Source organism: Gordonia metallireducens (assembly GCF_021245825.1).
Lineage (GTDB): Bacteria > Actinomycetota > Actinomycetes > Mycobacteriales > Mycobacteriaceae > Gordonia > Gordonia namibiensis.
The window spans coordinates 123,302-140,617 of record NZ_JAJQJP010000045.1; the positions used below are offsets into that span (position 1 = coordinate 123,302).

General features: G+C 69.4%; 15 protein-coding genes. 8 read left to right on the top strand and 7 right to left on the bottom strand.

The features are described from left to right. The first annotated feature begins 76 nt into the window (after positions 1-76). Complete coding sequence (locus LQD00_RS17935; RefSeq protein WP_232718471.1) at positions 77-1,444, top strand: MFS transporter; 1,368 nt, start codon at positions 77-79, stop codon at positions 1,442-1,444. On the opposite strand, the gene LQD00_RS17940 is transcribed toward LQD00_RS17935, so the two are convergent. After that, entirely contained in the window at positions 1,401-2,096 is a 696-nt protein-coding gene (locus LQD00_RS17940; RefSeq protein WP_232718472.1) for a DUF3592 domain-containing protein, read from the bottom strand. The genes LQD00_RS17935 and LQD00_RS17940 overlap by 44 nt on opposite strands. A gap of 104 nt (positions 2,097-2,200) precedes the next feature. On the opposite strand from LQD00_RS17940, the gene LQD00_RS17945 reads away from it, so the two are divergent. Beyond that, positions 2,201-3,718 (top strand): ATP-dependent DNA ligase, encoded by a 1,518-nt coding sequence (locus tag LQD00_RS17945; RefSeq protein ID WP_232718473.1) that lies wholly within the window; start codon positions 2,201-2,203, stop codon positions 3,716-3,718. A 12-nt stretch (positions 3,719-3,730) separates the two neighbouring features. Here the strand turns inward: LQD00_RS17945 and LQD00_RS17950 are convergent, their stop codons facing one another. After that, positions 3,731-4,603 carry an anti-sigma factor gene (locus tag LQD00_RS17950; protein WP_232718474.1) on the bottom strand — a complete coding sequence of 291 codons (873 nt, stop codon included), beginning with the start codon at positions 4,601-4,603 and terminating at the stop codon, positions 3,731-3,733. 177 nt (positions 4,604-4,780) lie between these two features. Continuing rightward, a complete protein-coding gene (locus tag LQD00_RS17955; protein ID WP_232718475.1) occupies positions 4,781-5,188 on the bottom strand; it encodes a YccF domain-containing protein in 408 nt (135 codons plus the stop codon). A 96-nt stretch (positions 5,189-5,284) separates the two neighbouring features. Here LQD00_RS17955 and LQD00_RS17960 point away from each other — a divergent pair, with 96 nt between their 5' ends. After that, on the top strand, positions 5,285-5,539 hold the full coding sequence (locus LQD00_RS17960; protein ID WP_232718486.1) for a hypothetical protein: 255 nt from the start codon (positions 5,285-5,287) through the stop codon (positions 5,537-5,539). Here the strand turns inward: LQD00_RS17960 and LQD00_RS17965 are convergent. Next, positions 5,536-6,099: a maleylpyruvate isomerase family mycothiol-dependent enzyme gene (locus tag LQD00_RS17965; RefSeq protein ID WP_232718476.1), complete on the bottom strand. Its 564-nt coding sequence runs from the start codon at positions 6,097-6,099 to the stop codon at positions 5,536-5,538. The two genes, LQD00_RS17960 and LQD00_RS17965, sit on opposite strands and share 4 nt — an antisense overlap. A gap of 37 nt (positions 6,100-6,136) precedes the next feature. On the opposite strand from LQD00_RS17965, the gene LQD00_RS17970 reads away from it, so the two are divergent. From LQD00_RS17970 to LQD00_RS17990, 5 genes are all read left to right on the top strand, one after another. Then, positions 6,137-6,970, top strand: a complete 834-nt coding sequence (locus LQD00_RS17970) for a helix-turn-helix domain-containing protein (RefSeq protein WP_232718477.1) — start codon at positions 6,137-6,139, stop codon at positions 6,968-6,970. A gap of 100 nt (positions 6,971-7,070) precedes the next feature. Next, complete coding sequence (locus LQD00_RS17975) at positions 7,071-8,378, top strand: GAF domain-containing protein (RefSeq protein ID WP_232718478.1); 1,308 nt, start codon at positions 7,071-7,073, stop codon at positions 8,376-8,378. A gap of 151 nt (positions 8,379-8,529) precedes the next feature. Next, on the top strand, positions 8,530-10,053 hold the full coding sequence (exaC, locus tag LQD00_RS17980) for an acetaldehyde dehydrogenase ExaC (RefSeq protein ID WP_005200751.1): 1,524 nt from the start codon (positions 8,530-8,532) through the stop codon (positions 10,051-10,053). Between the two features lie 115 nt (positions 10,054-10,168). Continuing rightward, positions 10,169-10,594, top strand: a complete 426-nt coding sequence (locus LQD00_RS17985) for a DUF779 domain-containing protein (protein ID WP_232718479.1) — start codon at positions 10,169-10,171, stop codon at positions 10,592-10,594. Between the two features lie 101 nt (positions 10,595-10,695). Continuing rightward, entirely contained in the window at positions 10,696-11,238 is a 543-nt protein-coding gene (locus LQD00_RS17990) for a hypothetical protein (RefSeq protein ID WP_232718480.1), read from the top strand. On the opposite strand, the gene LQD00_RS17995 is transcribed toward LQD00_RS17990, so the two are convergent. The 3 genes from LQD00_RS17995 to LQD00_RS18005 all read right to left on the bottom strand — a co-directional run. After that, positions 11,207-12,739 (bottom strand): dynamin family protein, encoded by a 1,533-nt coding sequence (locus LQD00_RS17995; RefSeq protein ID WP_232718481.1) that lies wholly within the window; start codon positions 12,737-12,739, stop codon positions 11,207-11,209. The two genes, LQD00_RS17990 and LQD00_RS17995, sit on opposite strands and share 32 nt — an antisense overlap. Next, positions 12,739-14,676: a dynamin family protein gene (locus tag LQD00_RS18000; RefSeq protein WP_232718482.1), complete on the bottom strand. Its 1,938-nt coding sequence runs from the start codon at positions 14,674-14,676 to the stop codon at positions 12,739-12,741. The genes LQD00_RS17995 and LQD00_RS18000 overlap by 1 nt, the downstream gene beginning before the upstream one ends. A gap of 153 nt (positions 14,677-14,829) precedes the next feature. Continuing rightward, on the bottom strand, positions 14,830-17,316 hold a 2,487-nt coding region (locus tag LQD00_RS18005), incomplete at its 5' end, for a beta strand repeat-containing protein (RefSeq protein WP_232718483.1).

Consider the following 17,316-nt stretch of genomic DNA (forward strand, 5'->3'; position numbering starts at 1 on the left):
CGCCGGCCAACCTGCGCGGGACGATGTCGGGACTACCGCATCATGTGACGGAGTCGTCAGGCGTAACCTGCGACGAATGAGCGAGTCCGCGGTCCGCAACATCGACCACCCCGAACAGCCACCGGTACCCCGGCGTCGAATCGTCATCGCGTCGATGGTCGGTACGAGCGTCGAGTTCTTCGACTTCTACATCTATGCCACCGCCGCGGTGCTGGTGTTCCCGGTGTTGTTCTTCCCGAAGGGCGACGACACGGCCGCGCTGCTGTCGTCGTTCGCGACGTTCGGGCTCGCCTTCGTCGCCCGACCGATCGGCTCGGTCCTGTTCGGCCACTTCGGAGACCGCATCGGCCGCAAGGCGACTCTCGTCGGGTCACTGCTCACGATGGGTATAGCCACCTTCGTGATCGGACTCCTGCCGACCTTCGACCAGGTGGGTTACCTCGCGCCGGCGCTGCTCGCGCTGATGCGCTTCTGCCAGGGCCTCGGACTCGGCGGAGAGTGGTCCGGCGCAGCACTACTCGCGACCGAGACCGCGGAGAAGGGCAAGCGCGCCTGGGCCGCCATGTGGCCGCAGCTCGGTGCGCCGATCGGGTTCTTCTTCGCCAACGGCATGTTCCTGCTGCTGATCTTCGGCCTCGACTTCGACGCGCAGACCGCTGCCTCCAACCATTCGTTCATGACCTGGGGATGGCGGATTCCGTTCCTCGCCAGCGCGATCATGGTCATCATCGGTCTGTACGTGCGCCTCAAGCTCACCGAGACGCCGGTGTTCGCGAAGGCCCTGGAGGAAGGCAAGAAGGTCAAGGCCCCGCTCGCCGAGGTCGTCAAGACGAACTGGCGTCAGCTGATCGCCGGAACCTTCATCATGGTCGCGACGTACACGCTCTTCTACATCGTGACGACGTGGATCGTCTCGTACGGCACCGGCAAGGTGACCGATGCGTCGGGCGTGAAACTGTCGTTCAGCTACGCCGACTTCCTCGAGCTTCAGATCGTGGCCGTGCTCTTCTTCGCCGGATTCGTGATGGTCTCCGGACGGCTCGCCGACAAGTACGGTCGCCGCGCGTTCCTCCTCGTGATCACGGCGATGATCATCGTCTTCGGTCTGTTCTTCGCGCTGATCCTCGATCCGACGTCGATGAACAACGGGCGCATGCTGTTCTTCTTGATCCTCGGCATGACGCTGATGGGCCTCACCTTCGGGCCGATGAGCGCAATCCTGCCGGAGCTCTTCCCGACCAACGTCCGCTACACGGGTTCAGGTATCTCCTACAACGTCTCCTCGATCATCGGTGCCGCGGTGGCGCCGTTCATCGCGACGTGGATCGTGGCCGACTTCGGCGTCGGCTGGGTCGGCGTCTACCTCGCGATCGCCGCCTGCACGACGCTGATCGCACTGCTCAGCGTCCGGGAGACCAAGACCGTGGATCTCGCGGAGGTCTGATCACCACGGCGTGGTCGGGGTGTTCGGGAAGATACCGCACCCTGACGCGTGCGCCCATCCTCGGTTTCCGGTCGAGCAGGTGCTTCGTCGTGTAGGTCGTGCCACCGGGAACGGAAAACGAGACCGTCGCCCACCAGACATCGCGGTCGTCGTGAACGGCCGAGCTCAGGTGGGTCACCGTCCCCTCGACGTCCACCCCGGAGATCTCGGCGCTCTCGCGTATCCGACGTCTGCGCCACAACCGACGGGCGAGCACCTCGGCCACCGCGGCGATCGCGGCACCGACGCCGATCAAGATGAACGAGGTCGCGCCGACGGCGGAAGGCTCGTTCGTCACGGTGTAGGCGAGCGCCCCGAGCCCGTCGGCGATCAGACATCCGGCGACCGGCCACCCGAAGATCCGAGGTTCGTGTTCGTCGTCGCCGTGCGACAACACGAGCAGGCCGGTGCAGGCGATCAGGAGCGCGAGCCCCCAGGGAACGGATTCGGGGACCACCGACTCGGACGGGCGGCCGGCCGACTGGGACCATCCGATGCGGAAGAACACCGCCAGCCCGCCCGCCCCGCAGATGCCGGCGAGGACGGCACAGATCCGGCCGATGACCCGATCCGAGACCGTCCTGTTCGACCGGTCAGCCCTGTCTCTCGTCATGTCTGCCCCCGATCGGCCATGCAGTGATCCGTGTACGGTTCGCCCGAGTTTAGTGTCGGCGGCTCGGGGTACCGTCGACGTCGGACGAGGCGGGAGGGTGCGACGTGAGACTGGTCGATGTGGTTCAGACCTCCGCCGATGTCGCACGCGATCGTTCCCGCACCCGCAAGACCGAGGTCCTCGCAGATCTCCTGGCCACCGCCGCCGACGCCGAGCTGCCCATCGTGGTCGCCTGGCTGTCCGGTGAGATCCCGCAGGGCCGGCTCGGCGTCGGCTGGCGCTCGCTTTCGAAGCTGGTGTCAGAACCGGCTGAGGAGCCGTCGCTCGAGGTCGCCGAGGTCGACGCCGCATTCGGTGAACTGGCCGCCGCGAGCGGACCCGGTTCGACGACCCGCCGCGCCGAGATCCTCACCGCGATGGTCGGCGCCGCCACCGAACCCGAGCAGAAGTTCCTGATCGCCTTGCTGACCGGGGAGTTGCGGCAGGGCGCGCTGGCGGGGGTGATGACCGATGCGATCGCCAAGGTCACCGGCGAACCGCTGACCGCGGTGCGTCGTGCGCACATGCTCACCGGATCGCTCCCGGAGACCGCTGCCCTCGCGCGGTTCGGGGCCGAGGCGCTCGCCGGCGTGGGCCTCGAGGTGGGGCGCGGTGTCGAACCGATGCTCGCCACGCCCGCCGAAAACCTAGACGCCGCCCTGGAGCTCCTGGGACCCGACTGCGTCGTCGACTACAAACTCGACGGCGCGCGAATCCAGGTGCACCGCAAGGGTTCCGATATCTCGGTCTACACCCGCACGCTCCGCGACGTCACGGACAACGTGCCCGACCTCGTCGAGGTGATCGCCGGATTGCCCTGCGACTCGGTGATCCTCGACGGTGAGACCCTCATGCTCAGCGACGACGGACGTCCGCGATCGTTCCAGGACACGATGAGCCGTTTCGGCTCCGGGCCGACTGCAGCCGGCGAACCGGAGCGTCTGCTCAAGCCGTTCTTCTTCGACTGCTTGCACCTCGACGGCACCGACCTCATCGACCGTCCGCTGTCGGAGCGCCTCGCCGCCATCGACTCGATCGCACCACAACTCCGGATACCCGCGGTGACCCGACCGACCGCCGTCGAGGCCAAGCAGCATTTCGACGCCGCGATGGCCGACGGTCACGAAGGTGTGATGGTCAAGTCCCTTGACGGTCTCTACGTCGCCGGGCGCCGCGGAAAGGCCTGGCAGAAGGTCAAACCCACGCACACCTTCGATCTCGTCGTACTCGGTGCCGAGTGGGGATCGGGTCGCCGGACCGGCTGGCTGTCCAACCTGCACCTGGGCGCCCGCGACCCCGAGACCGGCGAGCTCGTCATGGTGGGCAAGACCTTCAAGGGTCTCACCGACGAGATCCTCCGATGGCAGACCGAGGAGTTCCCGAAGCACGAGACCCACCGGGACGCCCACACCGTCCACCTCCGGCCGGAGATCGTCGTCGAGATCGAACTCGATGGGGCGCAACGCAGCTCACGCTACCCGGGAGGCGTTGCACTCCGGTTCGCGCGGGTGGTCCGATACCGACCCGACAAGACGCCCGACCTCGCCGACAGCATCGAGGCCATCCGGGCGCTCCTCAAATAGGCGCGCGGACGGTCAGTTCAACGACAGCTGCGCGACCGGTGAACTGGTCGGTTGCGTCGAGCCGCCGGGCGGTTCGACGGTGAACGCCAGTGCGTCGGCGCTGTTGACCCCGGCCAGTACGGCGGTGGTGACCGGTTCGACGTCCTCGTCGGTCATGGTGCCGGCGGAACGCGTGCCCCCGGGGCCGACGAGCCACATCTGATAGACCGTGCCGGGCTCGGGTGGCGGCACCGAATTCATCACGAGCACAGCGGTATCCGTGGATTCGGCGACGTAGACGGTGGCGCTGCCGGTGGCGACCGGTGCGCTCGTCGAGCGCAGATCCTCGGCGGAGAACACCTGCTGGGCCGGTGCCGCGACGGGTGCGGGGGAGTTCGGTTCGTCGGTGCTCGACAAGCCGATGGCCCAACCGAGAGCGCCGGCCGCGATGGCGATGACGGCTGCCGCGGTCAGATAGGTGAACCGACGCGACCGACGGGGTCGACGGGCGTCGAGGTACGCGAGCGGTTCGACGGTCGCCGACTGTACGGGCTCGGGTACCTCGACCTGTAGATCCCCGACGGACGGCATCGCCGGCACGTACGGAGCAGGAGCCGGTGGTTCGTCGCGCCCCGGTGGTTCGTCGAGCCCCGCATCGGCGCGTGCGGCGGCGAGTACCCGCTCGCGCAGCGACGGCGGTGGTGGCGTCGCGGTGGCGGCGCTGACCGCGGCCATCGCCTCCCGCGTCGCCCGGACCTGTTTGGCGAACAGTTCGCGGAAGTCCGCGGGAGCGGCGGCCACCCGTGCCTCGATGTCGCGCAGCTCGTCGGAGGTCAATGCGTTGAGCCCGACCACCGGCGCGAGTTCGAGCAGTTCTGCTGATTCGGGATCGAGATGATCAGTCATGGCACACCTCCTTCCCTCGGTGTCGTACCGCGTTCACCTTCTGCTGCTGTCCTTCCGATGGGCGGCGGATGTCCGCCCGCATATGCGGACGCAGGGCCCCGATGCTCGAAGGGGTCCGGTCGTGAGACTCATGCCCTTTCTTCGGACTCGACGCCGTGGTCGGATGGGTCGGGCGACTCAGAAGCGTGCGGGGGCGCCACCGGGCATCGGCTGGCCGGTGGGAACGATCTCCGCCCCGAGCGGGAGCAGCGAGACCGGCACCATCTTGAAGCTGGCGATACCCAGCGGGATGCCGATGATGGTGATGCAGAGGGCGAGGCCGGTGGCGATGTGACCGATGGCCAGCCAGACGCCGGCGACGATGAGCCAGATGATGTTGCCGATCATCGACGCGGCTCCGGCGGACGGCTTGCGCACGACCGTGCGCCCGAAGGGCCACAGTGCGTAGTTGGCCATCCGGAATGACGCGATGCCGAACGGGATGGTGATGATCAGGATGCAACAGATGATGCCGGCGACGACGTAGCCGATCGCCATCCACAGCCCGCACAGCAGCAGCCAGATCACGTTGAGGACGGTCTTCATCCGTCCATTGTCCACGTGTGGCAGCCCGGTGGGGACGAAAGCGTGACCAGCACGGACTTCGAGGGGTGCGGACCGCTCGCACTACGATTGGTCCTCATGCGGGGACAGTCGGCTCGGACGCGGGAAGCGATGTGGGCGTTGGTCGCCACGCTCGTCCTCGTGATCCGGATCCTGGCGACGATCGCGCTCGTCCTGTTCGTGATCGGATGGGCAGTCGCGACCGTCCGCGACTCCCTCGACAATGCCTTCCTGTGGCCGGCGGTCGGCGCCGGTGCCGCATTGCTGGTGAGCACCTACGTCTACAGCTATCTGCGGGTGCGGTACCCCCGACGGAACGGCTGGATTCCCTAGGCGGCTCGCCTCCCCAGTCGGGCGAGCAAGGCGGTCTGACGGTCGGCGTCGGCGGGGACGTCGACGCGTTCACAGACCCCCTCGGAGTAGAGCGCATCGCCGAAACCGTCGGCGGCGGCCTCCATCTCGGCGAGTTGGTCGTCGGTGAACCGATGGTCGAATCCGGCGGCCGTCGCGATGTCCCACCGATGCGCGATCATGTCGAAACCGTAGAAACGGAGCAGGGTTTCGCCGATGGTGGTCGGCCCGAAGTGCCCGTCGAAGGCGCGGTCGGCGACGGACGGATCGGCGAGGCGTGCGGCGACGGCCTCCCGGTGGGTCCGCCAGCCCGACACGGGATCGTCGAGCGAGGGGGTAGGACCGAGGTCGACGTCGTGTCCGGCGAAGAAGTCCCGTTGGGTTTCGACGACGTGCGCCACGACGTCGCGGGCAGTCCAGCCGTCGCAGGGTGACGGGTTGGACCAGGCGTCGGCGGGCACGGTCGCGAGGACGTCGCCGAAACCGTCGGCGTAGGAGTTGTAGCGGTCGATCAGTGGTGCATTGTCTGTGGTGGTGGTCATGATGACAGTCAAGCGCCACTGCAGGGGACGGTGATTGATGAAACCCGACAACTCGGGATCGACGCGACTCGACGACGTCGAGCGCGCGCACCTCGTCGATCCGTCGGATGCGAGCTACCGCATCGGACGGTGGGGTCCCGGTCCGGATCTCGACGAGATGGTGCGCCGGTTCTGGGTGCCGGTCTGGTCGGTGCCGCCCGGGGCGGAGGCTCCGCAGCGTGTGCTGCAGTACCCGGTGTGCCTGGTCGTCATCAGCGACACCTACGCCCGTTTCTACGGGGTGGTCACCGGCCTGTCGGAGACGGTCCTCACCGGTGACGGGTGGGCGGTGGGCGTGATGTTCACCCCCGGGGCCGGGGGTCTGCTCGTGGGCGACGTCGCGCAGTGGACCGATCGGTTCGACGAGCTGTCGGCAGTCTTCGGCGAGCGCGGCACGCACCTCGTCCGGTCGGTACGTGCGGTGATGGTTCCTGCGCCGGACGACGAGGACGCCCAGCGTGCCGCGACGGACATCGTCGAGGACTGGCTGCGGGGATGTCTGCCGATGGACGAGGACGGTCGCCTGATCAACGCGATCGTCGACTGGGTCGAGAACGACTCGACGGTGGTCGCGGTCGCGCAGATCTGCGAGCGGTTCCACATGACCGAGCGCAGCCTGCAACGACTCACCCGCCGTCGCCTCGGCCTCACCCCCAAATGGCTGATCCAGCGCCGGCGCCTCCAGGAGGCGGCCGAACGCCTTCGCGAGCCCGACGAGACCCTGGCCGACCTCGCCGCGCAACTCTCGTACGCCGACGAGGCCCACTTCGTCCGCGACTTCAAGGCCGTCACCGGGATGACCCCGCGGGAGTTCTCCTCGCGGTTCGCTTGACCAGGACGAGTACGCTCTACACGCTGGCGAATCCGGATTGTTGCCGGGATCACACTTGGCCAGGCAGAATCGTCGGCATATGGCGAGCGACGGAGGGCGCATGACAGACGCGGCTGCGGTGGCGACACGCATCCGTCGTGCGTATGAGGATTTCCTCTCCGGTGTCACGCCCCCGACGGACGCGGTCCGGTCCATCGTCCGCGACTCCTGGGCACGGTCACTGAGCCGCGGCATCGACCCCAGCGACGTCAGTCCCTCCGACGGGCTGCCGACCGGCCAAGCGGTGTCGACCATGACCGCCGACGAGTTCGCCGAGTACCGCGCAGCCCACCCGATCACCGCGGTCCGCCCGCTGGTCCAGTCGCTGATGGTCGACGCGATCGCCGACACCGGAGTCGTGGTCGCCCTCACCGACCAGGTCGGCCGGCTCCTGTGGGTCGAGGGAGACTCCGCCGCCCGGGACAAGGCCGGCAACATCAACTTCGTCGAGGGCTCGGTCTGGAGCGAGGAGGCGGTCGGGACCAACGCGCCCGGTCTCGCCCTGGCCGTCGACCGCGGCGTCCAGATCGTCGGTCCCGAGCACTTCGCCGGTCCGGTCCAGGAATGGAGTTGCGCCGCGGCGCCGGTGCACGACCCGTTCACCGGGCACGTCATCGGCGTGATCGACGTGACCGGCGGACGCGAGGTCGCGGCCCCGTTCGCGCTGGCGGCGGTCCGGTCGGTGGTCGCCGCGGTGGAACGGGAACTGCAGTCGAGCGCCGTGGACCTCGCCGACCCGTCGACCTTCCACACCGGCGTCGTGCGGTCGAGCGCCGCCCACCTCACCGTTCTCGGCGACGGTCCGCACCGCTGGCGCCGTACCGCGGACGCGACCGGTGCGCGCACCGTCTCCCCGCGCCATGCGGAGATTCTCGTTCTCCTGCAGGCCTTTCCGGAGGGACTCAACACCGAGCAGCTCGCCCTGAAGCTCGCCGAGGAGGGGCTCGATCCGGTGAGCGTGCGGGCCGAGATCTCCCGCCTCCGCCGCGATCTCGGTGCCGATGTGGTCGCGAGCCGCCCCTATCGCCTCACCCTCGACATCTCCTCCGACATCGGGGACATCCGGGACCGCATCGAGAGCGGAGCCGACCTGGCGTCGGTGGTCGACGACCTCGGCCGCGGCGGTTTGCTGATCGAGTCGACGGCGCCGGGCATCGTCGAGATCTTCGAGGAACTGCGCGAGGACCTGCGTTCCCGGCTCATCGCGGCCGGCGACGTCGTCGCACTGCGCAAGTGGACGTCGTCGGTCCACGGGCGCGACGACCTCGCCGCCTGGCGTCGCCTCGAACACCGGCTGCCGGTCGGACACCCGGACCGGGCCGTCGTCGGCGGCCGCATCAGGCTGCTCGACAAGCGCTACGGAGTGTGAAGACCCAGTTCAGGGCACGTTGCGAACGTTGCAACTCTCGTGCAACGAGCTCACACCTACCGTGTGGAACAGATCACATCGGACATCCAAGGGTGTCCCACGTGACAGAGTCCAGCGCCCTCGAGAAGAGGCCGACACGCAAGGAGTGACCATGACCGTCTTCGCAAAGCCCGGTGCCGATGGCTCGGTGATGAGCTACGAGTCGCGCTACGACAACTGGATCGGTGGCCAGTGGACCCCGCCGGTGAAGGGGCAGTACTTCGAGAACCCGTCGCCGGTGGACGGCAAGACCTTCTGTGAGGTCGCCCGCTCGACGGCCGAGGACATCGACCTCGCCCTCGACGCCGCCCACAAGGCCGCACCGGCGTGGGGTAAGACCTCCGCCGCCGAGCGCTCCCTCGCACTGCTGCGCATCGCCGATCGCATGGAGGAGAACCTCGAGAAGCTCGCGGTCGCCGAGACCTGGGACAACGGCAAGGCCGTCCGCGAGACCCTCGCCGCCGACATCCCGCTCGCCATCGATCACTTCCGCTACTTCGCAGGCGCGCTGCGTGCCCAGCAGGGCGGGATCTCCGAGATCGACGAAGACACCGTGGCGTACCACTTCCACGAGCCGCTCGGCGTCGTCGGCCAGATCATCCCGTGGAACTTCCCGATCCTCATGGCCGTCTGGAAGCTCGCCCCGGCTCTCGCCGCCGGCAACGCGGTGGTGCTCAAGCCCGCCGAGCAGACCCCGGCGTCGATCCTCTACCTGGTCAGCCTCATCAGCGACCTGCTGCCCGCCGGTGTCCTCAACGTGGTCAACGGCTTCGGCGTCGAGGCCGGCAAGCCCCTCGCCTCGAGCAACCGCATCCGCAAGATCGCGTTCACCGGTGAGACCACCACCGGCCGCCTGATCATGCAGTACGCGTCGGAGAACCTGATCCCGGTCACCCTCGAGCTCGGTGGCAAGAGCCCCAACATCTTCTTCAACGACGTCATGGCCTCCGACGACGGCTTCCTCGACCGTGCGCTCGAAGGCTTCTCGATGTTCGCGCTCAACCAGGGCGAGGTGTGCACCTGCCCGAGCCGCGCGCTGATCCAGCAGGACATCTACGACGAGTTCATCGCCAAGGCCGTCGACCGCGTCTCGAAGATCAAGCAGGGCAACCCGCTCGACACCGACACCATGATGGGCGCCCAGGCGTCGAACGACCAGTTCGAGAAGATCTCGTCGTACCTGGCCATCGGCCGCGACGAGGGTGCCCAGGTGCTCACCGGCGGCGAGGTCGCCGACCTCGGCGGCGACCTGTCCGGCGGCTTCTACATCAAGCCGACCGTGTTCCAGGGCAACAACAAGATGCGCATCTTCCAGGAGGAAATCTTCGGCCCGGTCCTCGCGGTCACCACCTTCAAGGACTTCTCCGACGCCATGCACATCGCCAACGACACCCTCTACGGCCTCGGTGCCGGCGTGTGGAGCCGTGACGGTGCGACCGCCTACCGTGCGGGCCGCGAGATCCAGGCCGGTCGCGTCTGGACCAACACCTACCACGACTACCCGGCACACGCTGCCTTCGGCGGCTACAAGCAGTCCGGCATCGGTCGCGAGAACCACCTGATGATGCTCGAGCACTACCAGCAGACCAAGAACCTCCTGGTCGGCTACGCTCAGAACGCGAAGGGGTTCTTCTGATCCCGCTAGCTCCCTGAGTAGCCCGGAGCTTGCGAAGGGCCCCAGGTCTGCTCCCTGAGTAGCCCGGAGCTTGCGAAGGGCGTATCGAAGGGCAACCCACAGAAGGTGATTGAGAATGACCACCGAACAGATTGCTCCTGATCGGGTGGTCGCCACAGACGCCGCCGTGCAGCTCCTGACCAAGTTGTCGGAGCTGCACGGCGGTCTCATGATCCACCAGTCCGGTGGATGCTGTGACGGCTCGGCCCCGATGTGTTATCCGGTGGGGGAGTACCGCGTCGGCCAGCGCGACGTCCTTGTCGGTGAGATCGAACTCCCCGAACCCATTCCGGCAGTGCGGGTCTGGATCAACGGCGACCAGTTCGAGCTGTGGAAGCACACCCAGCTCATCCTCGACGTCGTGAAGGGACGCGGCGCCGGGTTCAGTCTGGAAGCGCCCGAAGGCGTGCGTTTCCTGTCACGGGCGCGGGCCTTCACCGAGGAGGAGAACGAACTCCTCGCCGCCTCGCCCCCGTTGACGGGTGCGACTGTCGGCGACTGACCGGCCGGTTCCACAGAATGCGTCGTGAGTGTCGAAAACCGATACTCACGACGCATTCTCGGTTTCCCGGACAGGCAGCCTCGAGCGCATACGATCGGGGGATGTCGATGCCCGGCGATGCCCCACCACCGCGACCCCGCGTGGCCGTCACCCCCATGCGGCCCCAGCGGAGCACCGGACGCGCCGGGGCTGTCCGCTGGGTCGTCCTGGGATGGATCGTGACTCTTGCGCTGACCCTGGTGACGGTCCTGCTGGTCGGCGCGTCGCTGGACGACATCCGCGCGGTCCTGGCCGCCGACCTGATCCGCGAACACCCGGACAGCGGCACCGACGCCGGCCGCGCCGTCGACATCTCCCTGCTCATCGGTGCAGGGCTCGCCCTGCTGGTCGTGGTCCTGGGCGCGGCAGGAGCAGTGCGTCTGTGGGCCGGCCGCCGTGCGGGGCGGACTCTTCTGACGGTCGGTGCCCTGGTCGCGATCGCGGGCGCGGTGGGATTCCGTCTCACCGTCGATCCGTCGACGTCCGGGCTGGCCGACGCCGGCCTTCCTGCGCCGGTGTTGTGGTTGCCGGTGGCCGCGGCAGTGATCGCGCTGATCGCCACCGGCGTCGCCTTCACCCGCGCGGTGAGCGGGTCCCTGCGCTGAAAGTCGTTGTGCTGACGTCTGTTCGAGACTCGTCGAGACGCGCCACGATGCCCTCGGCACTGCGGACGGCCACCTGGCAGGCGGACGCGACGTCCGGTGCGATCAGCGGGTGGCCAGCGATGGACCGCCATGTGCGAACGGCCTCGATCGCCGACATGCGAACAGTCGGCGGATCGGTTTCGGCGGGGAGACCCAGACGTGTCGTCGGATCGATCCCGGAGCCGCCGATCAGGCGGGTGAGGTCGGCGATCTGATCCGCAGGCAGGTCGAGTCCGCCGCCGCGGATGGTGGTGAGGAGTCGCAGTTCGCGGAAACCGTGCACATCGGCGAGCTCTCGTCGGACCGACGCCCGTAGTTGCGCCGCCTGCGTCGACAGGGACGTCGCCAGCAGGTGATCGAGCGTGACCAGTGCCGAATGGGATTTGAGTTCGTCGGCACGCTGAGCGAACTGGGTGTCGATGATGGCACTCAACTCGGGCAGGCCGCTGCGGTCGAGGAGTTCCGCGGCCAGCGCGGTCGACGACGTCGCGCCGAAACGGATGAGCGTGACCGCCAGCCGGATGCTGAAGACGCCGAACCGCTCGGCGAGTGATCGCCGGAGACCCGCGGGGATGTCGGGCAGGATGTCGGGCCGCGCGAATCGATCCACCGTCAGCAGCGCTGCTTCGAGCTCGGGTCCCGGCGTCGAGGCCAGTTGTGCCAGCGCGCGGAACTCGACCTCGCGCAGCGTCCGGGCCGCCAGGGCGAGCAACCCCGCGACGGGTACCACCGCCTGACAGAGACCGGTCCGTTCGAGTTCACCGGCGAAGCGCCCGGCGATCTGTTGGGCGGAGATCATCGCGTCCATCCGGCCGGCGCCCAGCTCGTCGGCGCGGGATACGACACCGATCACCCCCAGCGGGCCCGACGAACCGCCGATCGCGGTGCCGATGCGTCGCAGCATGGCCGTGTCCGTGGCGGTGAGGGAGCGCAGCAGGTAGACGACCGCGTCGACCCCCGACTGGCCCCGGTGCTCGTCGGCCCGGGGCGCGAGGAGGCGGATCGTGTAGTCGGACAGCTCCGTCGACAGCGATGCGGTACCCGGTGTGTCCACTATCGTGGTGGATTGCAGTGCGCGGGCGGGCCATTCGACATCGAGATGATCCACGCGATCGGCGGTGAGGCGTCCGAAGTCGAAGCCCAGGCGTCCGTCGACACGGGTCACCGGGATCGGTACGGTTCGACCGTCGTCGACGTGTGCGGTCACCGACGGCGACCGGCCGCCGCGATACCAGGTCACCACCCGGGTGCACTCGGTGGCGTCGGTCGGTGCGATGTCCTGTCCGACAAGCGCATTGAGCAGGGTCGACTTCCCGGCTTTCAGCGATCCCGCCAGCGCGACCCGTACCGGTTGATGCATCCGGTGCTCACAGAGATCGAGTTCGGCCTGGGCATGGGGTGCGTCGGCCAGGGCGCCACGAGCGGCATCGAGAAGCGCACGCGCACGATCGACCCCGGCCATCAGTGGGACTTCCCGGCCGCGTGGCGACCGACCTTCGGCTGGGCCGGTTCGGAGCGAGCGGGCGCGATCTGGCCGGGGTCGAAGTGATCGGCGGCTCTGCGTAGCGCGGCGACCGCCGACAGCCGGGCCTCGAGTTCGGCGGCGCGACGGGTTCGTTCGGACTCGGTGGAAGTGGCGGCAGACTGTGCGGCACTGAGGGATTCGGAGATGGAGCGAGCGGTCTGCTCGGCGACCGAGCTGAAGTGGTCGCGCAGCACGCGCTGGATCACCCGCAACCGGTCCCGGGACTCCTTGCCCACCTGGAAGCTGACGTCGTCGGTGAACGCCCGTACCGCCACCTTCGCCTTGGCTCGGCGTTCGAGTACCTTCGCCTGCTTGTCGTCGCGGTAGGCCTTGGTGCCCAACAGGAGTCCCGCGCCCACCGACACCGGGTTGATCAGGGCCATGCCGACCATCGTCGAGATGAGTCCGAACATCAGCACGCCGCCGTACGACCCCCGCATCCCGATCAGGAGTTTCTGTGTGACCCCGACCTTGCCGCTGTCGAGTTCGGCGAGTTCGGACACCGAGTCGAGAACACCGTTCAGATCGGCGATGTCGAAGTCGGGAAGCGAATTCTGGCCTGCCGCCGCGAAATGATCGGCGACCCGTTCGGCCAGCCAGACCGACCGCTCGTGAGCCCAGACGAAGTTGTCGCCGATCACCGTTGCCGTCTGCTCGGTCAGCCATTCGGCGAGTTGTTCCCAGTCGACGCCCGGGTCTCCCTCGTCGATGGCGCGCTCGGCCTCGCGCGTGACCGCGCGGAGCCGGTCGCGGAGGTCGTGGTCGATGTCGGCGGCGAGGTCGGCGACCCCGTCGGCCAGGGTCTGCTGCCACTGCGCGGATTGCCGGCGCATCGCCTCCGCATCGGCCTTGGCCTCGTGCAGCGCGCGGACGGCCTTGTTCGCGGTGTCCGGATCGCGCAGCGCGGCGAGTTCGCTGCCGAGGGTGAGGGCGAGATGTTCGCTGACCACCCGGAGATCGGTGGCCACCGCTCCTCGGGTCGCCTGTCGGGCGGTCGCCACCACGTGATCGCGGAGGTAGCGGTAGAGATCGAGGAAACCGGCTTCGGCGTTCAGCTGTTCGTCGCCCAGCCGCAGCGCGTGAGAACGCAGCACCGACGACACCGGCAACAAGGGGATGTCGATGCCGGCGGTCCGGAGATGCGAGCGGTCGGCGTCGGCGACGGCCCGCCAATGCGGGTACAGGTCGGTCTTCGTCAGCAGGCAGGCGACCGTCGGGCAGAGGCCGATCACCTGCTGGAGGAAGGACATCTCCGGCGCGGTGAACTCCTGGCTGACGTCGGACAGCACCAGCACCGCGTCGGCGGCGGCGACCATGCCCAGAGTGGCTGCGGCATAAGGGTGTCCGTGACCGCCGACACCGGGGGTGTCGACGAGGACGAGTCCGTCCGCCAGCAGCGGACCGGGTGCACCGATCTCCAGTCGCAGCACCTCACGGCCGCCGGCGAGGGGCGAGTCGGGGGTGACGGTACCGATGGCGTCCATCGGGACCGGGATGCGACTGTCGGCGGACGGACCGTCGACGACGAGGTGGGCGGTCGGTTGGGGCGCGTGCGAGATCACGGTCGGCACCGCGGTCGTCTCGTCGTCTCCCACCGAGCACACGTCGAGGTCCAGCAGGGCGTTGACGAAGTGGCTCTTGCCCTGTTTGAGCTGACCCACCACGACGATTCGCAACCGGGGGTCGGAAATGCGGGTCCGCGCGCCGTCGAGGCGGGTGACGAGATCGGTTCGCCCGGCCTCACGGGCCACCTCCGACATCGTGCTCAGCAGATCGCCGATGGTCGACGGTCCGGTCGGGGTGGCGGTCGCGGGAGCCTGCGCGACGTCGACCGTCCGACCGCTGGCCGGGAACTCGGCGGGTGAGCTTGTCATGGTGTCCTCACGGTAGTTCTGAGTCGGCGCACGCGGTCGGCATTGGGGAGGTGTTCCGGCGCGTGCCGCGGAGACGAGGTCGGCCCCGGCACCGTCCGCGTCCAGTGGGTACTGGCGTCGGGCGATGCCGGGGCGAGGCCGTCGGGTCCGGGGTCAGCCGGCGTCGGGTCCGGCGTCGACGTCTCCGGATGCGGTGGTACCGGCTTCCGGGTCGGCACCCAGCCCGCCGGTGAGACCTCCGGTCAGGCCACCCGTCAGCCCGCCGGTGAGATCCCCGGTGAGGCCGCTCGTCGTGTCGACCACTCCGCCGACCGTCGAGTCCAGGGCGCCACCGAGTCCGGCGTCGGTGTCCGCGCTGCCGCCGAGGTCGACGCCGCCATCGGCCTCGCCGCCGCCGGTGAGTCCGCCGGTCAGGCTGCCCGAGAGGTCGCCCGGGAGGTCGGCGCCCAGGTTGCCGATCGCATCGGTCGTCGCGCCGAGGGTGCCGCCCAGCGTCGAACCGGCCGTGGCGGTCGCGTCCCCGCCGACGGTCGCGCCGCCGTCGGCCGCACCGGAGACGGCGGTCGTCAGGTCGTCGGTGACCTCCGCGGGGAGTGAGCTGTCGAGGCCCAGTCCACCGCCGAGACCCAGTCCACCGCCGAGACCGAGATCGCCGCCGAGGGTCGAACCGAGCCCCGACTCCAGCGTCGCCCCGAGTCCGGCGAGTCCGCCGCCGAGTCCCGTCTCCAGGCCACCGGTGAGGTCACCGACGACACCGCCGGTCAGGCCGCCGGTCAGGATCGGGCCGCCCACGTTGATGCCGTCCTCCGGCGAGATCACGAGACTCGGGTTGAGCACCGCACCGAGCTCACCGGTCAGCGCCCCGTTGAGACCGCCCTGCAGTGTGGACTCCAGGGTCGTGACGAGCCCGTTCGTGGCCCCGAGATCGACGTCGAGCGCATTGCTCAGCGTGCTGGTGAGGGCACCGCCCAGGTCTGCTCCGCCGGCCAGCCGTCCGGCGAGGTCACCGCCGAGGTCGCCGGTCAGCGCGGTACCGAGAACGGCACCGAGCGATGCGCCGAGATCGGCTCCCACGTCGCCGCCGGCTCCCAGGACCGTCCCCAGCGTGGCGGTGAGGTCGCCGGCCGTCTCGGTGACCAGGCCCAGATCGGCGCCCGCGCCCAGTGCGGCGTCCAGCGCTCCGCCGAGTTGGGTGATGAGGGCGCCGTCGACGCCGAGGGCCCCACCGAGATCGCCGGCCAGCAGTTCGCCGACACCGAGACCGGCACCCGCCGCGGCGTCGAGGATGCCGTCGACACCCGCGGTCGCACCGAGTACACCGCCGAGCGCGGCACCGAGTTGGGCAGCGAGGTCGCCGCCACCACCGAGTGCGGCCCCCAACTGGGCGGCCAGGTCGGTGGTGAGGCCTGCGTCGAGGAGACCGGCCAGGTCGGTGCCGAGCACGCCGCCGAGGCCGAGCGCCCCGCCCAGCGCGGCCCCGAGATCGGCGCCGGCCGCTGCTCCGAGAACACCGCTGAGCACGGTGCTCAGCGCGGAGTCGAGTCCGACGCCGGCCGACAGCAGTCCGCCGAGCGCGCCACCCAACTCGCCGCCCAGGCCGCCGATCACGTTCAGTCCGCCTTCGAGGGCGCCCCCGACGGAGCCCTCGAAGACGCTGCCGAGTCCCGCGCCCAGTCCCAGGCCGGTCTCGAGTCCTCCGCCGAGTCCGGCGGTCAGATCGGCGGCGAGGCCACCGTCCAGTGCTGCGGCCAGGGTGCCGCCGAGCGCGGCGCCCAGGGCACCCGCAGCGTCGCCACCGGCCTCGAGACCTGCGGCGAGTGCGCCCGAGATCGAGGCCCCCAGATCGCCACCCGCGGCGAGGGCCGCGTCGAGGTCGACGAGACCGCCGGCCGCCAGCACCGATTCCAGGGTCGCGGCGAGGCCGGCCTGGGCACCTCCACCCACCCCGAGAGCGGCGGTCAGCGCACCGGCGAGCACCGCGTTCGCACCGGCCGCGCCGGTCAGCGCCAGTCCACCGGCCGCGGCAGCGGTGGAGGTCAGGGCGACGCCCAGCGCGGTCCCGACGGATGCGGCAGCCGAACCGCCCGCCGCCAGGGTCGAGCCGAGGGCGCCGGTCAGCGTCGCACCGAGTTCGCCGGACAGGTCGGCGACGGCCTGTGCGTCGAGAAGCCCGGACAACGTCGCGGACAGGTCACCGGCGACGTCGAGCGTCGAGGAGAGGGCTGCGGTGAGGTCGGCCGACAGGTCGGCATCGAGGCCGAGCGCTCCGGAGAGGACCGCGGAGATGGCGCCGCCCGCGCCGAGTCCGGCGGCGAGCGCGGTCGAGAGGTCGGCGCCGAGCGCACCGCCGGAACCGAGGGTGGCGCCGAGCAGTCCGCCGAGCGTCGCGCCGAACTCGCCGGCGAGTTCACCGCCCGCACCGAGTGCCGTCGACAACTGGGCGGCGAGGCCGCCACCGAGTCCGATGCCGGCGCCGGCGGCGAGGAGGGCGTCGAGCGACGCGCCGAGCTGACCGACCAGCACACCGTCGGCGTCGATCGCGCCGGCGAGCGCACCGGCGATCAGCGGGCCGGCACCCGCACCGAGCTCGAGGCCGCCCGCGACCACGGTGTCGAGGGCGGCGCCCAGCGTGGCGCCGAA

Excerpts from the sequence above, each read along its gene's own strand:
- LQD00_RS17985 (WP_232718479.1), top strand. The coding sequence starts at position 10,169 with ATGACCACCGAACAGATTGCTCCTGATCGGGTGGTCGCCACAGACGCC.
- LQD00_RS17935 (WP_232718471.1), top strand. The coding sequence starts at position 77 with ATGAGCGAGTCCGCGGTCCGCAACATCGACCACCCCGAACAGCCACCG.
- LQD00_RS17990 (WP_232718480.1), top strand. The coding sequence starts at position 10,696 with ATGTCGATGCCCGGCGATGCCCCACCACCGCGACCCCGCGTGGCCGTC.
- LQD00_RS17960 (WP_232718486.1), top strand. The coding sequence starts at position 5,285 with ATGCGGGGACAGTCGGCTCGGACGCGGGAAGCGATGTGGGCGTTGGTC.
- LQD00_RS17975 (WP_232718478.1), top strand. The coding sequence starts at position 7,071 with ATGACAGACGCGGCTGCGGTGGCGACACGCATCCGTCGTGCGTATGAG.
- LQD00_RS18000 (WP_232718482.1), bottom strand. The coding sequence starts at position 14,676 with ATGACAAGCTCACCCGCCGAGTTCCCGGCCAGCGGTCGGACGGTCGAC.
- LQD00_RS17955 (WP_232718475.1), bottom strand. The coding sequence starts at position 5,188 with ATGAAGACCGTCCTCAACGTGATCTGGCTGCTGCTGTGCGGGCTGTGG.
- LQD00_RS17970 (WP_232718477.1), top strand. The coding sequence starts at position 6,137 with ATGAAACCCGACAACTCGGGATCGACGCGACTCGACGACGTCGAGCGC.
- LQD00_RS17950 (WP_232718474.1), bottom strand. The coding sequence starts at position 4,603 with ATGACTGATCATCTCGATCCCGAATCAGCAGAACTGCTCGAACTCGCG.
- LQD00_RS17995 (WP_232718481.1), bottom strand. The coding sequence starts at position 12,739 with ATGGCCGGGGTCGATCGTGCGCGTGCGCTTCTCGATGCCGCTCGTGGC.
- exaC (WP_005200751.1), top strand. The coding sequence starts at position 8,530 with ATGACCGTCTTCGCAAAGCCCGGTGCCGATGGCTCGGTGATGAGCTAC.
- LQD00_RS17940 (WP_232718472.1), bottom strand. The coding sequence starts at position 2,096 with ATGACGAGAGACAGGGCTGACCGGTCGAACAGGACGGTCTCGGATCGG.
- LQD00_RS17965 (WP_232718476.1), bottom strand. The coding sequence starts at position 6,099 with ATGACCACCACCACAGACAATGCACCACTGATCGACCGCTACAACTCC.